Origin of the sequence: Gordonia sp. 852002-10350_SCH5691597 (genome assembly GCF_001665715.1) — a bacterium.
Classification (GTDB): domain Bacteria; phylum Actinomycetota; class Actinomycetes; order Mycobacteriales; family Mycobacteriaceae; genus Gordonia; species Gordonia sputi.
Window position 1 is genome coordinate 1 of sequence record NZ_LZMO01000263.1, and the last position, 15,243, is coordinate 15,243.

Annotated in this window: 14 protein-coding genes and 1 tRNA gene; 8 read left to right on the top strand and 7 right to left on the bottom strand. The window is 66.2% G+C overall.

Annotated elements, in window-relative coordinates; genetic code table 11:
* Window positions 1-111 precede the first annotated feature (111 nt).
* A complete protein-coding gene (locus A5777_RS19585; protein ID WP_005209379.1) occupies window positions 112-1,089 on the bottom strand; it encodes an NAD(P)/FAD-dependent oxidoreductase in 978 nt (325 codons plus the stop codon).
* Window positions 1,090-1,105: 16 nt separating this feature from the next.
* Entirely contained in the window at window positions 1,106-1,969 is an 864-nt protein-coding gene (locus tag A5777_RS19590) for a class I SAM-dependent methyltransferase (protein ID WP_051994160.1), read from the bottom strand.
* 48 nt (window positions 1,970-2,017) lie between these two features.
* Between A5777_RS19590 and A5777_RS19595 the strand changes: the two genes are divergently transcribed.
* Both A5777_RS19595 and A5777_RS19600 read left to right on the top strand, forming a co-directional pair.
* On the top strand, window positions 2,018-2,623 hold the full coding sequence (locus tag A5777_RS19595; protein WP_005209377.1) for a helix-turn-helix domain-containing protein: 606 nt from the start codon (window positions 2,018-2,020) through the stop codon (window positions 2,621-2,623).
* A 78-nt stretch (window positions 2,624-2,701) separates the two neighbouring features.
* Window positions 2,702-3,946: a L,D-transpeptidase gene (locus A5777_RS19600; RefSeq protein ID WP_156529434.1), complete on the top strand. Its 1,245-nt coding sequence runs from the start codon at window positions 2,702-2,704 to the stop codon at window positions 3,944-3,946.
* Window positions 3,947-3,958: 12 nt separating this feature from the next.
* Here A5777_RS19600 and A5777_RS19605 read toward each other — a convergent pair whose 3' ends face one another.
* On the bottom strand, window positions 3,959-4,762 hold the full coding sequence (locus A5777_RS19605; RefSeq protein WP_005209375.1) for an SDR family NAD(P)-dependent oxidoreductase: 804 nt from the start codon (window positions 4,760-4,762) through the stop codon (window positions 3,959-3,961).
* A 90-nt stretch (window positions 4,763-4,852) separates the two neighbouring features.
* Between A5777_RS19605 and A5777_RS19610 the strand changes: the two genes are divergently transcribed.
* Genes A5777_RS19610 through A5777_RS19625 form a run of 4 tightly spaced genes read left to right on the top strand, consistent with a single transcriptional unit; the run spans window position 4,853 to window position 9,392 of the window.
* On the top strand, window positions 4,853-5,971 hold the full coding sequence (locus A5777_RS19610; protein WP_005209374.1) for an ROK family transcriptional regulator: 1,119 nt from the start codon (window positions 4,853-4,855) through the stop codon (window positions 5,969-5,971).
* 48 nt (window positions 5,972-6,019) lie between these two features.
* Window positions 6,020-7,405, top strand: a complete 1,386-nt coding sequence (locus A5777_RS19615; protein ID WP_231895124.1) for a PepSY-associated TM helix domain-containing protein — start codon at window positions 6,020-6,022, stop codon at window positions 7,403-7,405.
* 45 nt (window positions 7,406-7,450) lie between these two features.
* The gene (locus tag A5777_RS19620; RefSeq protein ID WP_005209372.1) at window positions 7,451-8,275 is read left to right on the top strand and encodes a transglutaminase-like domain-containing protein; all 825 of its coding nucleotides are present in this window, start codon (window positions 7,451-7,453) and stop codon (window positions 8,273-8,275) included.
* 4 nt (window positions 8,276-8,279) lie between these two features.
* Window positions 8,280-9,392: a zinc-binding metallopeptidase family protein gene (locus A5777_RS19625; RefSeq protein ID WP_005209370.1), complete on the top strand. Its 1,113-nt coding sequence runs from the start codon at window positions 8,280-8,282 to the stop codon at window positions 9,390-9,392.
* 7 nt (window positions 9,393-9,399) lie between these two features.
* Here A5777_RS19625 and otsB read toward each other — a convergent pair whose 3' ends face one another.
* The 4 genes from otsB to A5777_RS19640 are packed head-to-tail and all read right to left on the bottom strand — an operon-like array spanning window position 9,400 to window position 13,539.
* Window positions 9,400-10,179: a trehalose-phosphatase gene (gene otsB / locus A5777_RS19630; protein ID WP_005209368.1), complete on the bottom strand. Its 780-nt coding sequence runs from the start codon at window positions 10,177-10,179 to the stop codon at window positions 9,400-9,402.
* Window positions 10,176-11,837 carry an alpha,alpha-trehalose-phosphate synthase (UDP-forming) gene (locus tag A5777_RS19635; RefSeq protein ID WP_082933764.1) on the bottom strand — a complete coding sequence of 554 codons (1,662 nt, stop codon included), beginning with the start codon at window positions 11,835-11,837 and terminating at the stop codon, window positions 10,176-10,178. The genes otsB and A5777_RS19635 overlap by 4 nt, the downstream gene beginning before the upstream one ends.
* A 3-nt stretch (window positions 11,838-11,840) precedes the next feature.
* Window positions 11,841-12,041, bottom strand: a complete 201-nt coding sequence (locus tag A5777_RS24815; protein ID WP_156529432.1) for a hypothetical protein — start codon at window positions 12,039-12,041, stop codon at window positions 11,841-11,843.
* 58 nt (window positions 12,042-12,099) lie between these two features.
* Window positions 12,100-13,539, bottom strand: a complete 1,440-nt coding sequence (locus A5777_RS19640) for a threonine/serine ThrE exporter family protein (protein ID WP_064863929.1) — start codon at window positions 13,537-13,539, stop codon at window positions 12,100-12,102.
* 4 nt (window positions 13,540-13,543) lie between these two features.
* Here A5777_RS19640 and A5777_RS19645 point away from each other — a divergent pair.
* Window positions 13,544-13,618: transfer RNA gene (locus A5777_RS19645), tRNA-Thr, on the top strand.
* A gap of 138 nt (window positions 13,619-13,756) precedes the next feature.
* Window positions 13,757-15,130, top strand: coding sequence for a carboxylesterase/lipase family protein (locus tag A5777_RS19650; protein ID WP_064863930.1), 1,374 nt, complete (start codon window positions 13,757-13,759; stop codon window positions 15,128-15,130).
* Window positions 15,131-15,243: the final 113 nt, after the last annotated feature.

A 15,243-nucleotide genomic window follows, 5' to 3' on the forward strand; every position in this document is an offset into this window, starting at 1 on the left:
ATCGAAGGATGTGGGCGCTGCAGCACACACATCCTTCGATTCGACACACATTCTCCGGTCAGTCGACGGCGTGCTGCCTCCAATCTTCGACGACGCCCGCACGATCGACGACTACGCGGCTGCGCTGCCGACCGCCCTACGTGCATCGGTCACGGCGAGGTCGGCGTTGATCATCGCGCCGGCCTGCGTGCCCGCTGCGGCCGCTGCGCCGACCATGGCCATCGGATCGGCACAGTTCCCCGCGGCCCACACGCCCGTGAGCGGGGTCCGGCCGCCCATCTCCGTCGGAATGAACACACCCGCAGGCGTCGTGGTCGGTTCGCCGCCCAACGACTCGTACAGTGCGGTTCTCGCGACGAAACGCGGTGCGACGACCAGCGCGTCGAGTTCCACTTCGCTGCTGTCGGCCAAGACCGCGGCGCGTAGATGTCCCGACGCATCCGTGTCCAGCCGGGCCACCGGACCTGCGGCGTGCTCGACGCCGAGTGCGTCGAACATCGCGCGGTCGTCGTCGGACAGCGGCGGCATACCGTGATCAATCACCGTGATGTGCGGACTCAGCTGCCTGAACAACAGTGTCTGATGCGGCGTGGCCGGTCCCGTACCGAGGATTCCGATGCGCTTTCCACGAACCTCGTACCCGTGGCAGAAGGGGCAGTGCAATACGTCTGTGCCCCAGAGTGATTCGATGCCGACGATGTCCGGTAGTTCGTCGACGAGTCCGGATGCCAGCAGCAACCGGCGGGCGCGCAGCGTCGTTCCGTCGACCAGAGCTGCGTCGAAGGTGGTGTCTCCGTAGGGTTCTGCGTGGTCGAATTCTGTGCGCGTGACCGACTTCACCTCTCCCGAGATGATCTGTGCGCCATAGGACTGCGCTTCTTCGCGACCGATGGCGACGAGCTGCAACGGCGAGACTCCTTCTCGGCCGAGGAGATTGTGTGCTCCCTCGGCGGGCGCGTTGCGGGGCTTGCCCGCGTCGACGACCGCGACCGAGCGCAACGACCGGGCCAGCGCGACGGCGGCAGCCAAACCTGTTGCGCCACCGCCGATCACGAGCGTGTCATACGTGACAGTCGATGTCTGTGGCATGAAAGTGTCTCCGTTCTCAGAGATTTGTGTCGGTTGTGCGGTGCGGCTTGGTGATCCACATCCTGCGGCCGCTGCGTACGTTCAGGTCGGTGCGCCGGGCGAGCGACGACGGCGACTCGGCGTCCACCAGCGCATCGATGGCGGCGAGGTCGTCGACGATCAGGTCGTCGGCGAGGCCCGCTCGTATCCGCGACAGCCACGACGCGCCGTACCGGAGCACCGTCGGCGTGATCTCGGAGATCTCCACAGACAGGTCGACGCCCTCGACGACGTCGAGATCGGCCTGTGAAAACGCCTGCGTCCAATCCGCGAACGGGTTCATCTCGTGGGTGCTCATCGCCGCGACGATGCGTTCTTCGAGCGGATCGTCGTTCGGCAGAAACAGTGGGGGAGAGGTCATCTCGATGATGGCGAGTACTCCGCCCGGCCGAAGATGCGCGGCCGCGGTGCGGAGGAAGGCGTCGGGATCGGCGATGTGATGCAGCGATGACGACGCCCAGATGACGTCGGCGTCGGGGAGCGCTGCCGGCCAGCCGTTGTCGAGGTCGGCGATCGCGGTACGCACGCTCGGGTGGCCCGCCGCGTCGATGTGGGCGGTCATCTTGGGAGAAGCGTCGACGCCGATGATCTCCGCGGTCGGAAATGCGCGTGCGAGGGCGCGAACCCCGACACCCGTGCCTGCGCCGACGTCGACGATCACCGACGGCTCACGCCCGAGTGCCGCGCGGATTCGGTCGGTTGCCTTGTCGAGGTATGAGCCCATGACGGCGGCGTCGAGTTCGAGCATCTCGACCATGTCCTCGCCCTGGTGCTCGTGCTGATGTCCATGCTCGTGCTGGTGTTCGTGGCCGTGCCGGTGCGGGTGTGAATCGTGTCCCATGGCTCCGAGGTTAGCCAGCCTGTGCGTTTAAGGCATACCATCTTGCGTATGGAGCAAGAACTCGATGATGTGGTCCGGCAGCGCATCCGCGGCCTCCGACTCGCAAAAGGCTGGACGCTCGACTCGCTGGCGTCGCGCTGTGAGATGAGTCCGTCCACATTGAGCAGGATCGAGACCGGGGGTCGACGCGTCGCCCTCGACCAGATCGTGGCCATCGCGCGCGCACTCGGCACGTCCGTCGACCAACTCGTCGAGCCTGCATCCGACGAGGACGTGGTGATCCGGCCGCAGCCGCACGACAGCGAAGGCGTGACCGTGTGGCCGCTGTCCGGTTCGGACACGCCGGGCGGGGTGTCGGTCGCCAAGATGAGGATCGTCCCGGGAGCGCCCGTCGACCCCAAGAACCTCGGGGTGCATCCCGGGCGCGAGTGGTTCACCGTGCTCTCGGGGACCGTCGAACTGTGGCTCGGCGACCGTGTGATCTTGGTTCCTGCAGGTCAGGCAGCTGAATTCGCAACGATGATCCCGCACGCGATTCGGGCACGCGACGGTGCCGTCGAGATCTTGTCGATCTTCGACCACGACGGTGAGCGTGCCCACCTCGGGCCTGTGCGTCAGGCGTGGTCGACGAAAAAGGGTGCCGGAGCGAAGTGAGTCGAAGGTTCCTCACAGGTCTTCGACGGCGCTCCCTCATATGCGATCGCTATTGTGTATTCGATGTCCGAGAATGTAATGCCCAGTCGCCGCACGGTGCTCGCCACCGGTGGATTGGCGACCCTTGCGGCAGTTGTGCTCGCGGCGTGCGGTAAGTCGAGCGACACCCAAGCGGCGAGCGGTCCCAAGAAGCCGACGGCCCGCGTGGAGTTCACGCCGTCGCTGACCGACGAGGCTGCGCCGAACCCGACCACAAAGGTCGAGGTCAAGGCCATTGATGGGGTCCTTAACCCCGACGTCAAGCTCCTCAACCCGTCCGGCAAGGCCATCCCGGGCACCATGTCCGACGACCGCACGACCTTCACCGTCACCGAGCCGCTCGGATACGGCACCACCTACACGTGGCAGGGCAGTGCGACCGGGTACGACCGGATGAGCACTCCGGTTGAGGGCAAGTTCACCACACTGGACCCGAAGACGCAGCTCAACGTCGTCGTCAATATCGCCGACGGCCAGGAAGTGGGCATTGCCGCGCCGCTCATCCTGAAGTTCGACGGCACCGTCGACAACAAAGAAGCTGTCGAGAAGGCGCTCACGCTGACGACGGAGCCGCCCACCGAGGGCGCGTGGGCCTGGCTCGGCGAGGACAACGGCTCGCGCGTGCACTGGCGTTCCAAGGAGTACATGGCTCCCGGCACCAAGATCCACATGTCGGCCAAGCTGTACGGCCTCGACCACGGCGACGGCGCCTACGGCGCGGCCGACGTCACCAGCGACTACGTGGTCGGACGGTCGCAGATCGTCAAGGCCGACGCGGGGAGTCACCAGATCGTCGTCGTGCGCGACGGCGCGACCCTCATGACGCTTCCGTGTAGTTACGGGCAGGGCGACGTCGACCGCAACGTCACGCGCTCGGGCATCCACGTGGTCAGCGAGAAGCACGAAGACTTCTACATGAGCAATCCGGCCGCGGGGTACTTCAACGTCCACGAGCGTTGGGCCGTCCGCATCTCCAACAATGGCGAGTTCATTCACGCCAACCCGGAAACCGTTGGCGTGCAAGGGGCGTCGAACGTCACCAACGGGTGCATCAACCTCTCGCTCGAGAACGCGCAGCAGTATTTCAACACCGCGATCTTCGGCGATCCGGTCGAGGTGACCGGCACGCGGATCGACCTGTCGGAAGCCGACGGCGACATCTTCGACTGGACCTACGACTGGCCGACGTGGAAGTCGATGTCGGCCATCAAGGGTGAGCCGCGCACGGCGTCGGCTCCCGCGACACCCAAGGGCGCCCCAACGTCCGTGGGCGCGCCCAACTAAAGGATCCCCGCCCTACCCGGTGCGAACATTGCGCCGCGACGATGCCTGATCGCGCGGCCGGATGACGATCTGGTCGAGGTCGACGTGCGGCGGTCGGGAGGCGACGAATCCGACGACCTCGGCGATGTCGTCGGCGGTCAGTGGGGTCACTCCCGAGTAGACGGCGTCGGCGCGCTCCTTGTCGCCGCCGAAACGCACCAGCGAGAAGTCGGTTTCGACCATCCCCGGGCAGATCTCGGTGAGTCGGATCGGCTTGCCCAGCAACTCGAAACGCAGCGTGCGGTGCAGCACGCCCTCGGCGTGCTTGGCCGAGGTGTAGCCCGCGCCGTTGTCGTAGACCTCGAGCGCTGCGGTGGAGGTGATCGTGACGATCAGACCGTCGCCTGACGCCTCGAGTGCGGGCAGCAGGGCTTTGGTGACCCGCAGCGTGCCGAGGACGTTGGTCTCCCACATCCAGCGCCAGTCGTCGAGGTTCGCCGACGCGACCGGGTCGAGTCCCTTGGCGCCTCCCGCGTTGTTGACGAGGAGGTCGACGCGGTCGAGGCCGTCGACGAATCGGGCGACCGACTCATCGTCTGTGATGTCGAGTTGTCTTCCGGTGCCGCCGATTTCGGCCGCGAGCTCGGTGATGCGATCGACGCGCCGCGCACCGACCACCACGTGGTAGCCCTGCGCCGCGAGGGTGCGCGCGATGGCTTCGCCGATACCTGAACTCGCTCCGGTCACCACGGCGACCTTCGCGTTGTCGATGTGCGCTGCGGTGGTGTCGTCGGCGGGCGAGGTCTGGCCGGTCGGAGCGTCGGAGGGTGTGGTCATGGGCTTCACTTTATCGAGTCCGAGTACCTCGACCGATGTCGCTGCGTGGGCTGCCGAGTCCGGCCACGACCGCGCTGCTACATTCAGCGCATGTTGCGTGGAGTCGTCCCGGCGACACTGCAGATCGGCTCGACGCCTGCAGCAGCCGTGCTGCACGCGATCCGGGTCGGCGCACCCATCACCCGTGACCGACTTGCCGACGTCACGGGACTGTCCCCGGCAACCATCAATCGCCAGGTCACGGCACTCGCGGGTCAGGGTTTGGTCACCGAGAGGCCAGACCTCGTCAGCCCCGGCAGCATCGGGCGCCCCAAGAATCCGCTCACCCTCGACCGCGACACGCTGTGCGCGGCCGGCATGCACATCGGCGCACGCCGCACCCTTTTAACCATCGTGGATCTGGGTGGGCGACCCCTCTACAGCCATGCGGTGCTGACCCCGCGCGGCGACGCCGACGCCGCGCTCGCCGAACTCTGCGGGCAACTCCGCGAACTCGCCGACCGGTTCTCGGGGCGACGCCTGCTCTGGGGTGGCGCGGCGGTCGGCGGTTCGGTCGACGCGGCGTCGGGCACTGTCGACCATCCGATCCTCGGGTGGCATCGCGCGCAACTCGGGCCGGCGCTGGCAGACGCACTGGATGTGCCGGTCTCGGTCTGCGAACACGTCGAGGCCATGGCCGCGGCCGAACTGCTGCTCGGCCAGACGATCATCGACGCCGCGTCGGGCCTGTTCTTCTATGCGCGCGAGACCACCGGCATGGCCATGACGCTCAATGGTCGTGTCCACATCCCGGCACGCGGCGCGGGCAGCATCGCGCACGTGCGGGTCGACGCCCCAGTGCTGTGTCCAGGGAGTGGCGCGACACTGTCCGACGTCATCGGCAGCGAGCCGACGCTGCGTGCGGCCAAGCGTCTGGGGATCTCACCGGACGCATCACCGATCGTCGACGAACGCGCACGGATCCTCGGTGAGGTTGTCGCGACGTTCCGTGATGCGCTCAACCCGGATTCGGTCGTCGTCGCAGGAGACGCCTTCGCCGCGCATCCGCACGGCCTCGCGCCGGTGCAGGCGGCGTTCGACGCCGCGTCGAAAACCGACTGGCCGATGGAACTCACGCCGTCCCTGTTCGGGGTCACGGTGCCCGAGGGTGCGGCAATCGTGGTGGCGCTCAGCGTGATATACGCAGATCCGGTCGCCTCGCTCGCGTAGGCGAACAACCCGCCACGACGCTAAGTTAGGGCATGCTAGCCTTCGCAAATGGACAGTGGCGCACCGACGACGACCGATTCTGCTGACGAATCGCCAACGTCGGAAATTCGCGAATCCGACAGTCCCGCAACGAAAATCCGCGAAGCGGACAAATCGGTCGAAGCCTCCGCGACGCCAAGGCCTGTGGGCGGCAAGAAAAAGGTCAAGCGCAAGGCGGCGCGCAAGCCGCTTACCACGACGTTCATCGTGACCCATCGGTGGCTGTCGATCGTCCTCGGAGCCATCCTGGTCGTCATCTGCACCTCGGGCGCGATACTCGTGTACGCCCCGGAGCTGACGCGAATAACCAACGCGGACAAGCTCACATCGACACCGACCGACAATCCGGTGACGTTCGGCGCGGCGATCGCGAGCGTCAAGAAAGCCGACCCGGCTTTCGACGCCGCGTACATCTCGCTCAAGGACGGCGTCTACTTCGTCTCCTCGTCGCAGCCGGGAGCGGGCACCTGGTTCGTCGATGCGGGCACCGGAAAGGTGAACGCGCACGGCGATCTCAACGGCGGTGTATTGGGCTTCCTGGTCAATCTGCACGACTGCGCACTGACCTGTGAGGACTACCCGGGTTACGTGTCGTGGCTCGCGAAGCCTTCGCCGATCGCCAACTCGGGCTGGTATGTATCCGGAATGACCTGGGGTGCAGTCATTCTGGCGCTCACGGGGCTGCTCCTGGTGTTCCTCGCGATCTCCGGAGTGATCATCTGGTGGCCAGGATTTCGCCGTCTTCGCAGCCGCTTCCGGGTGCGAATCGGCAAGGGGCGCTTCGCGCGCGACTATGACCTGCACAACATCATCGGCATCGTCGCGGCGATCCCGCTGCTGATCTGGGGACTCACCGGGATGAACTTCGAGACGCCGGGCGTCGCGAAGACCTGGTATGCCGCAACAGGTGGCATCGCGCCTCCCGAGGACAATTACTCGATGCCGCCGTCGACCGGCAGCGGTCCGATGATGTCGGTGGATCAGGCCATCGACGCGGCGACCGCGCGCTATCCCGGGGCGAAGGCCACGTGGGTGGGCATGCCGTCAGACCCCACCGGCTTCTACTCCGTCGACATGCTCGCCGACGGACCCGACCTCTGGGCGCACAGCGCGACCTATCACGCGAATCGTGAGGTCGGCGTCGATGGGCACGATCCGGCGAAGATCGCGGTGTTCAACGGTGAGTCGAAGACGGTGTCCAACACCATCATCGACGACTGGGCGCAGCCGACGTTGCACTATGGCGTTTCCGTGAACGCGTGGTGGCGGGTGTTCTGGTTCGTCCTCGGCATGGCGCCACTGTTGCTGTTCCTCACCGGCCTGAGCACGTGGCAATTCCGGCGTCGAACGGCCCGCAGGCGGAAGGCGGCCCGGAAGGCCGCAGCGCAGGTGTGACCTTCGATTACACGTGGCGGGCAATTCGCCCTTACAGTGAGCGATATGTCGAGCTCCCCCCTGACGCTGCCGCGTGACGTCTCCGCGACCATGTCGATCTCCGTGACCGCACCGACCGAACTCGAGATGCAGATCGCCGTGGCGAGGATGCCCGGCCTCGAACTCGACGAGAAGCTCGTCGTCGCGGTCAACGGCGACGAGATCACCCCGGAAGAGATCATCGATCCGCACGGCGGGCGCATTCACCGGCTGAACGTGGAGTCGGGTGTCGTCGCCGTCAACTACACCGCGGCCGTGACCGCGCCAGCAGACCCGGTGGCGGTCGCTCCGACGGACCGCTCGATGTACCTGCGCCCCAGTCGATATGCCGAGTGCGACAAGTTCTTCGGGTTCGCCGCCGGACAGTTCGACGCCTCGCTTCCCGCGGGTGAACTGCTCGACCAGGTGACCGCATTCGTCGAAGACCGCCTCGACTACATCCCCGGCGCGAGCGACCCGATCGACGGCGCCGTCGACACCCTGCTCGCGGGTGCGGGCGTCTGCCGCGACTACGCGCACCTCGTCGTCGCGTTGTTGCGTGCGTTGAACATTCCCGCTCGATTGGTCGCCGTGTACGCGCCCGGATGCGACCCGATGGACTTCCACGCTGTCGCCGAGGCGCTGATCGAGGGGCAGTGGGTCGTGGTCGATGCGACAAAGCTGTCACCACGACAGAGCCTCGTGCGTATCGCCACCGGTCGCGACGCCGCCGACACCGCTTTCCTCGACAACCACAACGGCTCGATCTCGCTGGACAACTACCAGGTCATGGCGACGGTCCGTGGTGAGCTGCCCATTGACGATGGCAAAGAGCGCATCAGCATACGATGAACCCATGCATGCACTGACATGTCCCATCTGTAATGCGCTGTCGGGCTTTCTCGGACAGCAATGCCCCAACTGCGGCACGACGGTCGGTATCCATCTGCCGAGTCGATCGCTGGTCGTCGCCTCCGACGACGGCGTCGACATCGACGGCGAACGCTGGGTGCGCTGCGTCAATTGGGACAGCGGTTGCAACTGGATGACCCCTGCCGAGTTCTCCGAGGAGGACGCGGGCATGCGCGGTCGGTGCTTCCCCGATTCGCTGCTGCGCAAGATCCCCGACGCCGACGACCCGATCGGTCGCGAGAAGCTGCCGTCTGCGCTGTCGGACCTGCGCATGCTGGTCTATCAACTCGTCGACCTCGGCCTGCCCGTCGAACCGTTCTGGCGCACCGACGGCGGGCTGGCTTTCGACCTGCTGTCGAGCCAGACGCTCGGTAGGCCGGTGACGATCGGACACGCGAACGGCGTCGTCACCATTGACCTCTCCGAGACCCTGGACGCCTATCGCGAGCGGCTGCGCGTCGACCTGGGCGAGGCGTACCGGACGATGCTCGGGCACTTCCGGCACGAGGTTGGCCATTACTACGAGAGCATCCTCGTCGAGAACGGCGAGGGCGCCGACCTATACCTCGAGAAGTGCCGTGAACTCTTCGGCGACGAACGTGCGAGCTACAGCGACGCCATTGACCGCCACTACAAGTTCGGCGCGCCTGCCGACTGGGCCGACTCCTACATCTCCGAGTACGCGACGATGCACCCGTGGGAAGACTTCGCGGAATGTTTCGCCCACTATCTGCACATCACCGGAACCATCGACACCGCACGGGAATCGGGCGTTCGGCTCGACAACGACCAGGTGCGTTTCGCGATGGACCGCGACATCATCCCGCTGGAGTCCTACGCCGACCAACCCATCGAACGTCTTCTCTACGACTGGAAGTGGTTGGGCACCATGTTCAATCGCGTCAATCAGGCGATGGGCGCGCGTCCGCTGTACCCGTTCGTCATCCCGCACCCGGTTGTCCGCAAGCTCGGCTTTGTCCACAAGGTGATCCGCGAAACCGATAAACGCTCCGCGCACGACGACCCGCTGGTCGACCAGGTCGCCGCGCCGGCGTGAGCCGAGCCTAGAGGGCTTGCTTGCGCAACTCGACGACGAGCTCGAGAAGTGCTGCGACGTCGTCGGTGTCGGCGATCCGGTAGCGGGCGGCGGTGTCCCCGTCGCCCACCTTGACGCTGATGTCATGCTCGCCGGTGAGGTGCGCGAACGCCTTCTCGTCTGTCACGTCGTCGCCGATGTAGACCGTTGCGTCCGAACCGAACTGGGTCTCCAATATGTCGAGTGCGTGACCTTTGCTCGTCTCGATGACCGCGAGTTCGATGACCATCTTGCCCTCGGTCACCTGAACCCCAGGCCACGATGCGGGCCCCGACCGCGCCTGCGCCAGGGCGTCGTCGGCGACGTCGGGTTCCGCATTGCGCACGTGCAGCGCGGCGCTGATCGGCTTCACCTCGACCGTCGTGCCCGGATGGGTGTCGGCGATCTCGTTGAACGCCTTGACGATTCGATCGAGGAGGGCGCGCTCGTCGTCGGTGACCTGCTCGCCGAACCCCGTGGTGAACTCGGTGCCGTGGCTGCCGACGAGGGTGACCGCGTCGTCGTCGAGACCCGACAGCGCACGAAGGTCGTGCAGCGAGCGTCCCGAGATGACCGCGGCCTCGGTGTCGCGCAGTGCACCCGCGGCGCGGATTGCCGAGATCGACGCCTCGTTGGGCTTGGCGTCCTGTGGACGCGACACGATGGGCGCGATGCAGCCGTCGTAGTCGCTCGACACCAACAGTCGGGACACGGTGACCGTGCGTGCTACCGCATCACGCAGGTCGTCGGGAATTCCCGTGTCGCTCACGAATTCTCGTCTCCACGATCGGTGTCGTCGGAGCCGCCGCTGGAGACCAGCTGGACTCCGCGATTGGCCGACGACGTCGTCTCCGTCGTCGACGTGAGGGTGTCGAGGAAGCTCTTCGCCCATTTCTCGACGTCGTGGGTGAGTACCTGCCTGCGGAGCGCCCGCATGCGACGCTTGCCCTCGGCCTGTGTCTGCTCGATCGCTGCGACGATGGCGTCTTTCACGCCGTCGAGGTCGTACGGGTTTGCCTGATATGCGGTGCGCAATTCTGCTGCGGCACCGGTGAATTCACTCAGGACCAACGCGCCACCCAGGTCGCTGCGGCATGCGACGTACTCCTTGGCGACGAGGTTCATCCCGTCGCGCAACGGCGTCACGAGCATGACGTCTGCCACCACGTAGTAGGCGAGCAGGTCGTTGCGGGGCACCGATCGATTCAGATACTCCACCACCGGATGGCCCACTTCGCCGTACTGTCCGTTGATGTTTCCGACGAGCTGCTCGATCCCCGCTCGCATACGGACGTAACTCTCGACGCGTTCGCGGCTCGGGGTCGCGAGTTGGATCATGACGATGTCGTGTGGGTCGATGCGACCCTCGTCGAGCAGTTCCGACAGCGCACGTAGACGCACGTCGATGCCCTTGGTGTAGTCGAGTCGGTCGACGCCGAGCAGGATGGTCTTGGGGTTGCCGAGTTCCTTGCGGATCTCCCGGGCGCGGGATCGGATGTCCTTGGACTTCGACTGGGTGTCGAGATCTCCGGAGTCGATCGAGATCGGGAAGGCGCCGACGCGAACCGTCTGGAACCCGACCTGCACCACGCCGAAGCGCGACCGCACGCCGACCGTGCCCTTGCTCGTGGCCTGGCCTGCGAGGCGCCGGGCGAGGTACAGAAAGTTCTGAGCGCCACCTGGCAGGTGGAACCCGATGAGGTCGGCCCCGAGAAGGCCCTCGATGATCTCGGTGCGCCACGGCAACTGCATGAACAGTTCGACCGGGGGGAATGGGATGTGCAAGAAGAAGCCGATGCGGAGATCGGGTCGCAGCATGCGCAGCATCTTCGGGACGAGCTGCAGCTGGTAATCCTGCACCCACACGATCGCCCCGTGCGCAGCGGCTTTCGACGTCGCCTCCGCGAATCGGCGGTTGATCTCGACGTAGGCGTTCCACCACTCGCGGTGGTACTCGGGTTTGACGATCACGTCGTGGTAGAGCGGCCAGAGTGTGGCGTTGGAGAAACCCTCGTAGTACTCGGCGATCTCCTCGGCCGAGAGGGGGACCGAGCGGATGCTGATGCCGTCGACTTCGGCTTCCTCGGAGTCGGATTCGGCAGCGCCCGACCATCCAACCCACCCGCCCTTGTGCTTGCGCAGGATCGGCTCGAGTGCCGTCACCAGACCGCCGGGACTGCGTTTCCAGGTGACGTTGCCGTCGGCGTCGACCACCTTGTCGACGGGCAGTCGGTTGGCTACGACGACGAATTCAGAACCGCCGGGATCGCCGCCCGCGCCGGACGGGCGGGAATGGAGATCGCCGGGCTGGAGCTCGCCGGGCTCGGGTGGGCGTGCGCCGAAGGTGGCCTCCGAGTTGTGCACGCCGGACGTTGCGGATGCGTCGGTGTCGGAACGGTCGGATACCTCTTCGGATCCCGGGTTCACGACTCAGGCGTTCTCGCCCGGAGCGATCCCCAACATGGCAAGCAGTATCCGGCACTCGTCGGCGTCGGTGGCATACGCTGCGACGACGCGTCGTGCGGAACTGGCGGTCTCGTCGGCCACCGGCTCCAGCTCTTCGTCGGCGATGTCAGTGGTCTTGGGGGGCATTTCGTCCTCTCGGCTTGCTGTTGCGCGAGGTTGTGTCATGCGCAACACCCCGATCTTACCCGCTGACGACGGCCAGTACTCACAAGACCTCATGACCTCACCAGCGTCGTCGTGCGGCGCGTGCCTCGCGGCGACGACGCGCCCAGTCGGGTGCCACCGGCAGCCGCGGGCGGCGCAGTGTGCGCGCGACGAACTCGCCGAGCGTGACGCCCGCGGCCAGCGCGCAGCCGACACCGAGCGCTGCCGCCATCCAGGTCAGTCCGGTCAGGGTCTGGTCGTTGAGGACGCCGTACAGCGCGCGGTAGACGGCGAGACCGGGCAGCAGGGGAGTGATGCCCGCGATCGCGACGACCAGCGGCGGAACCAGCGCACGGCGGGCCAGCAGGCCACCGACGAGGCCGACGCAGGTGGCGGCGAGACCCGCGGCGATGACGTCGCCGACCGGCAGGAACGCTGCCGCTGCCGCGACGCCTGCGCCGATGAGACCGCCAAGGAACGCGATGGGCAACGCACGACGTTCCGCATAGCTCGCGAGCGCGAACGCGAAGGCCGCGACGGCACCTGCCGCGACGCGAATGGGGACGTCGACCGGAGCGAACTCCGTCGCCGAGGTGATCGTCGGGAGGTAGATGCCGACAGAGCTCATCAGGCGCAATCCGATACCGACGCCCGCGATGATGCCGCCGGTCATGAGCAGCAGTTCGAAGAAGCGGGCGACACCGGTGATCGGCGCACCGGTGATGGCGTCCTGCACCGAACCGACCAGCGAGAGTCCACTCAACAGCACGACGATCCCGGCGGCGATGACCTGCGACGGCGTGATCGACAGGCTTTGCCACCCGGTCTTCTCGCCGAGTTCGTACACGAGCGCGGCAGGTACGACGGCGATGAATCCGCCCGCGACCTGCTGGAAGAAGATCGGCGTGCCGATCCTGTTGAGTCGGCGGTTGAAGGAGACGGTGACCACGGTGGTGAGCCAGGCGAGGACGGCGACGACGACGTCACCGCCGAGGAGCACCGAGATGCCCGACGCCATCAGGCCCCAGGCGAAGGTCGAGACCCAGTAGGGGTAGGGGTGTTTGGCGGCGATGATCTGGTCGACGATCCGGTGCGCCGTCGACGGCGTGATCGCCGAGTCCCTGATGCGACGCACCAACCGGTCGACCGCCGCGAGGCGCGTGAAGTCGAGCGATCGGTAGTGCACCGTCTGCATCGTCGTGATCGGGGGAAGGGTTGCGCCGCGTCGAGCAACGACGACGATCGTGTTGTACGTGACGTCGACGTCCACATCCTCGACGCCGTAGATGCTCGCGACGAACCGGATCTGCGAGGAGGTGTCTATCGCTCCGGTTCCCGAGTCGAGCAGCACGGCACCGATTTTTGTCGCGAGGTCGAGCACCTCGGTGATCGCGCCGACGTCGAACCGGTCGATCGGGCGGCGCGGCGCCACCATGATGCTGCCCGGTTCGATCGTGTCGATCGTCGCCTGCCTCGTCCCGGTGAGGCGGCGGACAGCGCGCCCGATATACTCACGCACGCATGCCTCCTTAGCTCAGTGGTAGAGCACTCGCCTTGTAAGCGAGCGGTCGTCGGTTCAATCCCGACAGGGGGCTCCACCCGTTCAGGTTGTATTCGCGACGCCTGATCCCCCCACACCGGGGCCCCTGATCCGACGTCCCGCGTAAGTGTGGGGTCGGATGATCCTTTGGCACAAACCAGCAGGCCGAACCACTGATCGCCCCTATCATTGCGGCGTGAACAGCGCAGTCGACGCAGTGGCGGGCCAGACGGTCTATCGGGGTCAGACGTCCGGCAACGTCGACGTCTGGCGTGGCATCCGGTACGCCACACCGCCGACGGGCGATCTCCGGTGGCGTCGCGCGCGGCCACTCGAGCAGGAGTCGGGAACCGTCGACGCGACCGCGTTCGGTGCTGCGGCGCCGCAGGAAGTGAATCCGGGCGTCCCGATGTCACCCGACGCGATCAAGAGTGAGGACTGCCTGTTCCTCAACGTCTGGGCGCCGGCGGGCGCGGCGGGAAATGACCGGCGGCTGCCGGTCATGGTGTGGATTCACGGTGGCGCATACGTTTTCGGTGCAGGCACACAGCCCATCTACGACGGCGCCCACCTCGCGTCGACGCAGAACATCGTGGTGGTGACACTGAACTACCGACTCGGCGCGCTCGGCTTCGCCGATCTCGGTGCAGGCGGTTCTGGTGCGGGCGGGGTCTCCGACAGCGCCGCCGGTGGACGATACGAAACCAACGCGGCACTCAGCGACGTCCTCACCGCGCTGCGCTGGGTGGCCGACACCATCGACGCGTTCGGCGGCGATCCGGACAACGTGACGGTCGCGGGCGAGTCGGCGGGTGGCGGCATCGTGACGACGCTGTTGACGATGCCGCTCGCACGAGGACTCTTCCACCGCGCCGTCGCGCAGAGCTCTCCGGTGACCTCGGTCTACGACAGAGCACGAGCCGCGTACGTCGCCGAGAGGCTGACTGCTGCCGTCGGGGGCACCTGTGGCGACATCGACAGTTTTGCGGCGTTGGACACCGACAAGGTTGTCGCCGCCACGATGAAGGCGTTCACCGGGGTGCCCGCCGCGCATCCGGGCACCATCCCCTTCTCGCCGGTGGTCGACGGCGATCTCGTGCCGCGACATCCGATCGACGTGTACCGCGACGGCGAGTCGCTGCCCATTCCACTTCTCATCGGCACCAATCGCGACGAGGCCGCGCTCTTCAAGTTCATGAAATCGCCACTGATGCCCATCGCCGAGCCCGCGATCATGCAGATGTTCACCGCGATCGCGACCGAGTACCCGGAGGTCTCGATCCCCACGGCCGAGCGCGTCGCGGCCGCGTATCCGGGTACCAAAGCCAAGTTCTGGCTCGGAGGTCGACGGGTCGGCGAGCGAATCGCCGCGGACATGCAGGCGCGGTGGGGTTCGTTCATCCGCGACGGCGACCCGAACTCCGGTCTCGACTCGCCTGCGAGCACGTGGCCGACGTTCACCACGGACCGTCGGGCAACGCTTGCCATCGACGCTCACGACAGCGTCGTCGACGATCTCGACGGGCCGCTGCGTGAAGCCTGGGGCGACGAGGTCCTCGGGTTCCGCTGAGCAGTCGTGTCCAGGTTTGCGAGCGATCGTTATCGGAATGTACCCGATTTGCGTTCTCGAATGAGACGGCATTAACCTTGCGTCTCAGACTCTTCTTACCTGCAAGTAAGAAG

Coding starts and splice junctions, on each gene's coding strand:
- A5777_RS19620 (WP_005209372.1), top strand. CDS start 7,451: ATGTCGAGCTCCCCCCTGACGCTGCCGCGTGACGTCTCCGCGACCATG.
- A5777_RS19600 (WP_156529434.1), top strand. CDS start 2,702: ATGCCCAGTCGCCGCACGGTGCTCGCCACCGGTGGATTGGCGACCCTT.
- A5777_RS19590 (WP_051994160.1), bottom strand. CDS start 1,969: ATGGGACACGATTCACACCCGCACCGGCACGGCCACGAACACCAGCAC.
- A5777_RS19625 (WP_005209370.1), top strand. CDS start 8,280: ATGCATGCACTGACATGTCCCATCTGTAATGCGCTGTCGGGCTTTCTC.
- A5777_RS19615 (WP_231895124.1), top strand. CDS start 6,020: ATGGACAGTGGCGCACCGACGACGACCGATTCTGCTGACGAATCGCCA.
- A5777_RS19585 (WP_005209379.1), bottom strand. CDS start 1,089: ATGCCACAGACATCGACTGTCACGTATGACACGCTCGTGATCGGCGGT.
- A5777_RS19610 (WP_005209374.1), top strand. CDS start 4,853: ATGTTGCGTGGAGTCGTCCCGGCGACACTGCAGATCGGCTCGACGCCT.
- A5777_RS19595 (WP_005209377.1), top strand. CDS start 2,018: ATGGAGCAAGAACTCGATGATGTGGTCCGGCAGCGCATCCGCGGCCTC.
- A5777_RS19605 (WP_005209375.1), bottom strand. CDS start 4,762: ATGACCACACCCTCCGACGCTCCGACCGGCCAGACCTCGCCCGCCGAC.
- A5777_RS24815 (WP_156529432.1), bottom strand. CDS start 12,041: ATGACACAACCTCGCGCAACAGCAAGCCGAGAGGACGAAATGCCCCCC.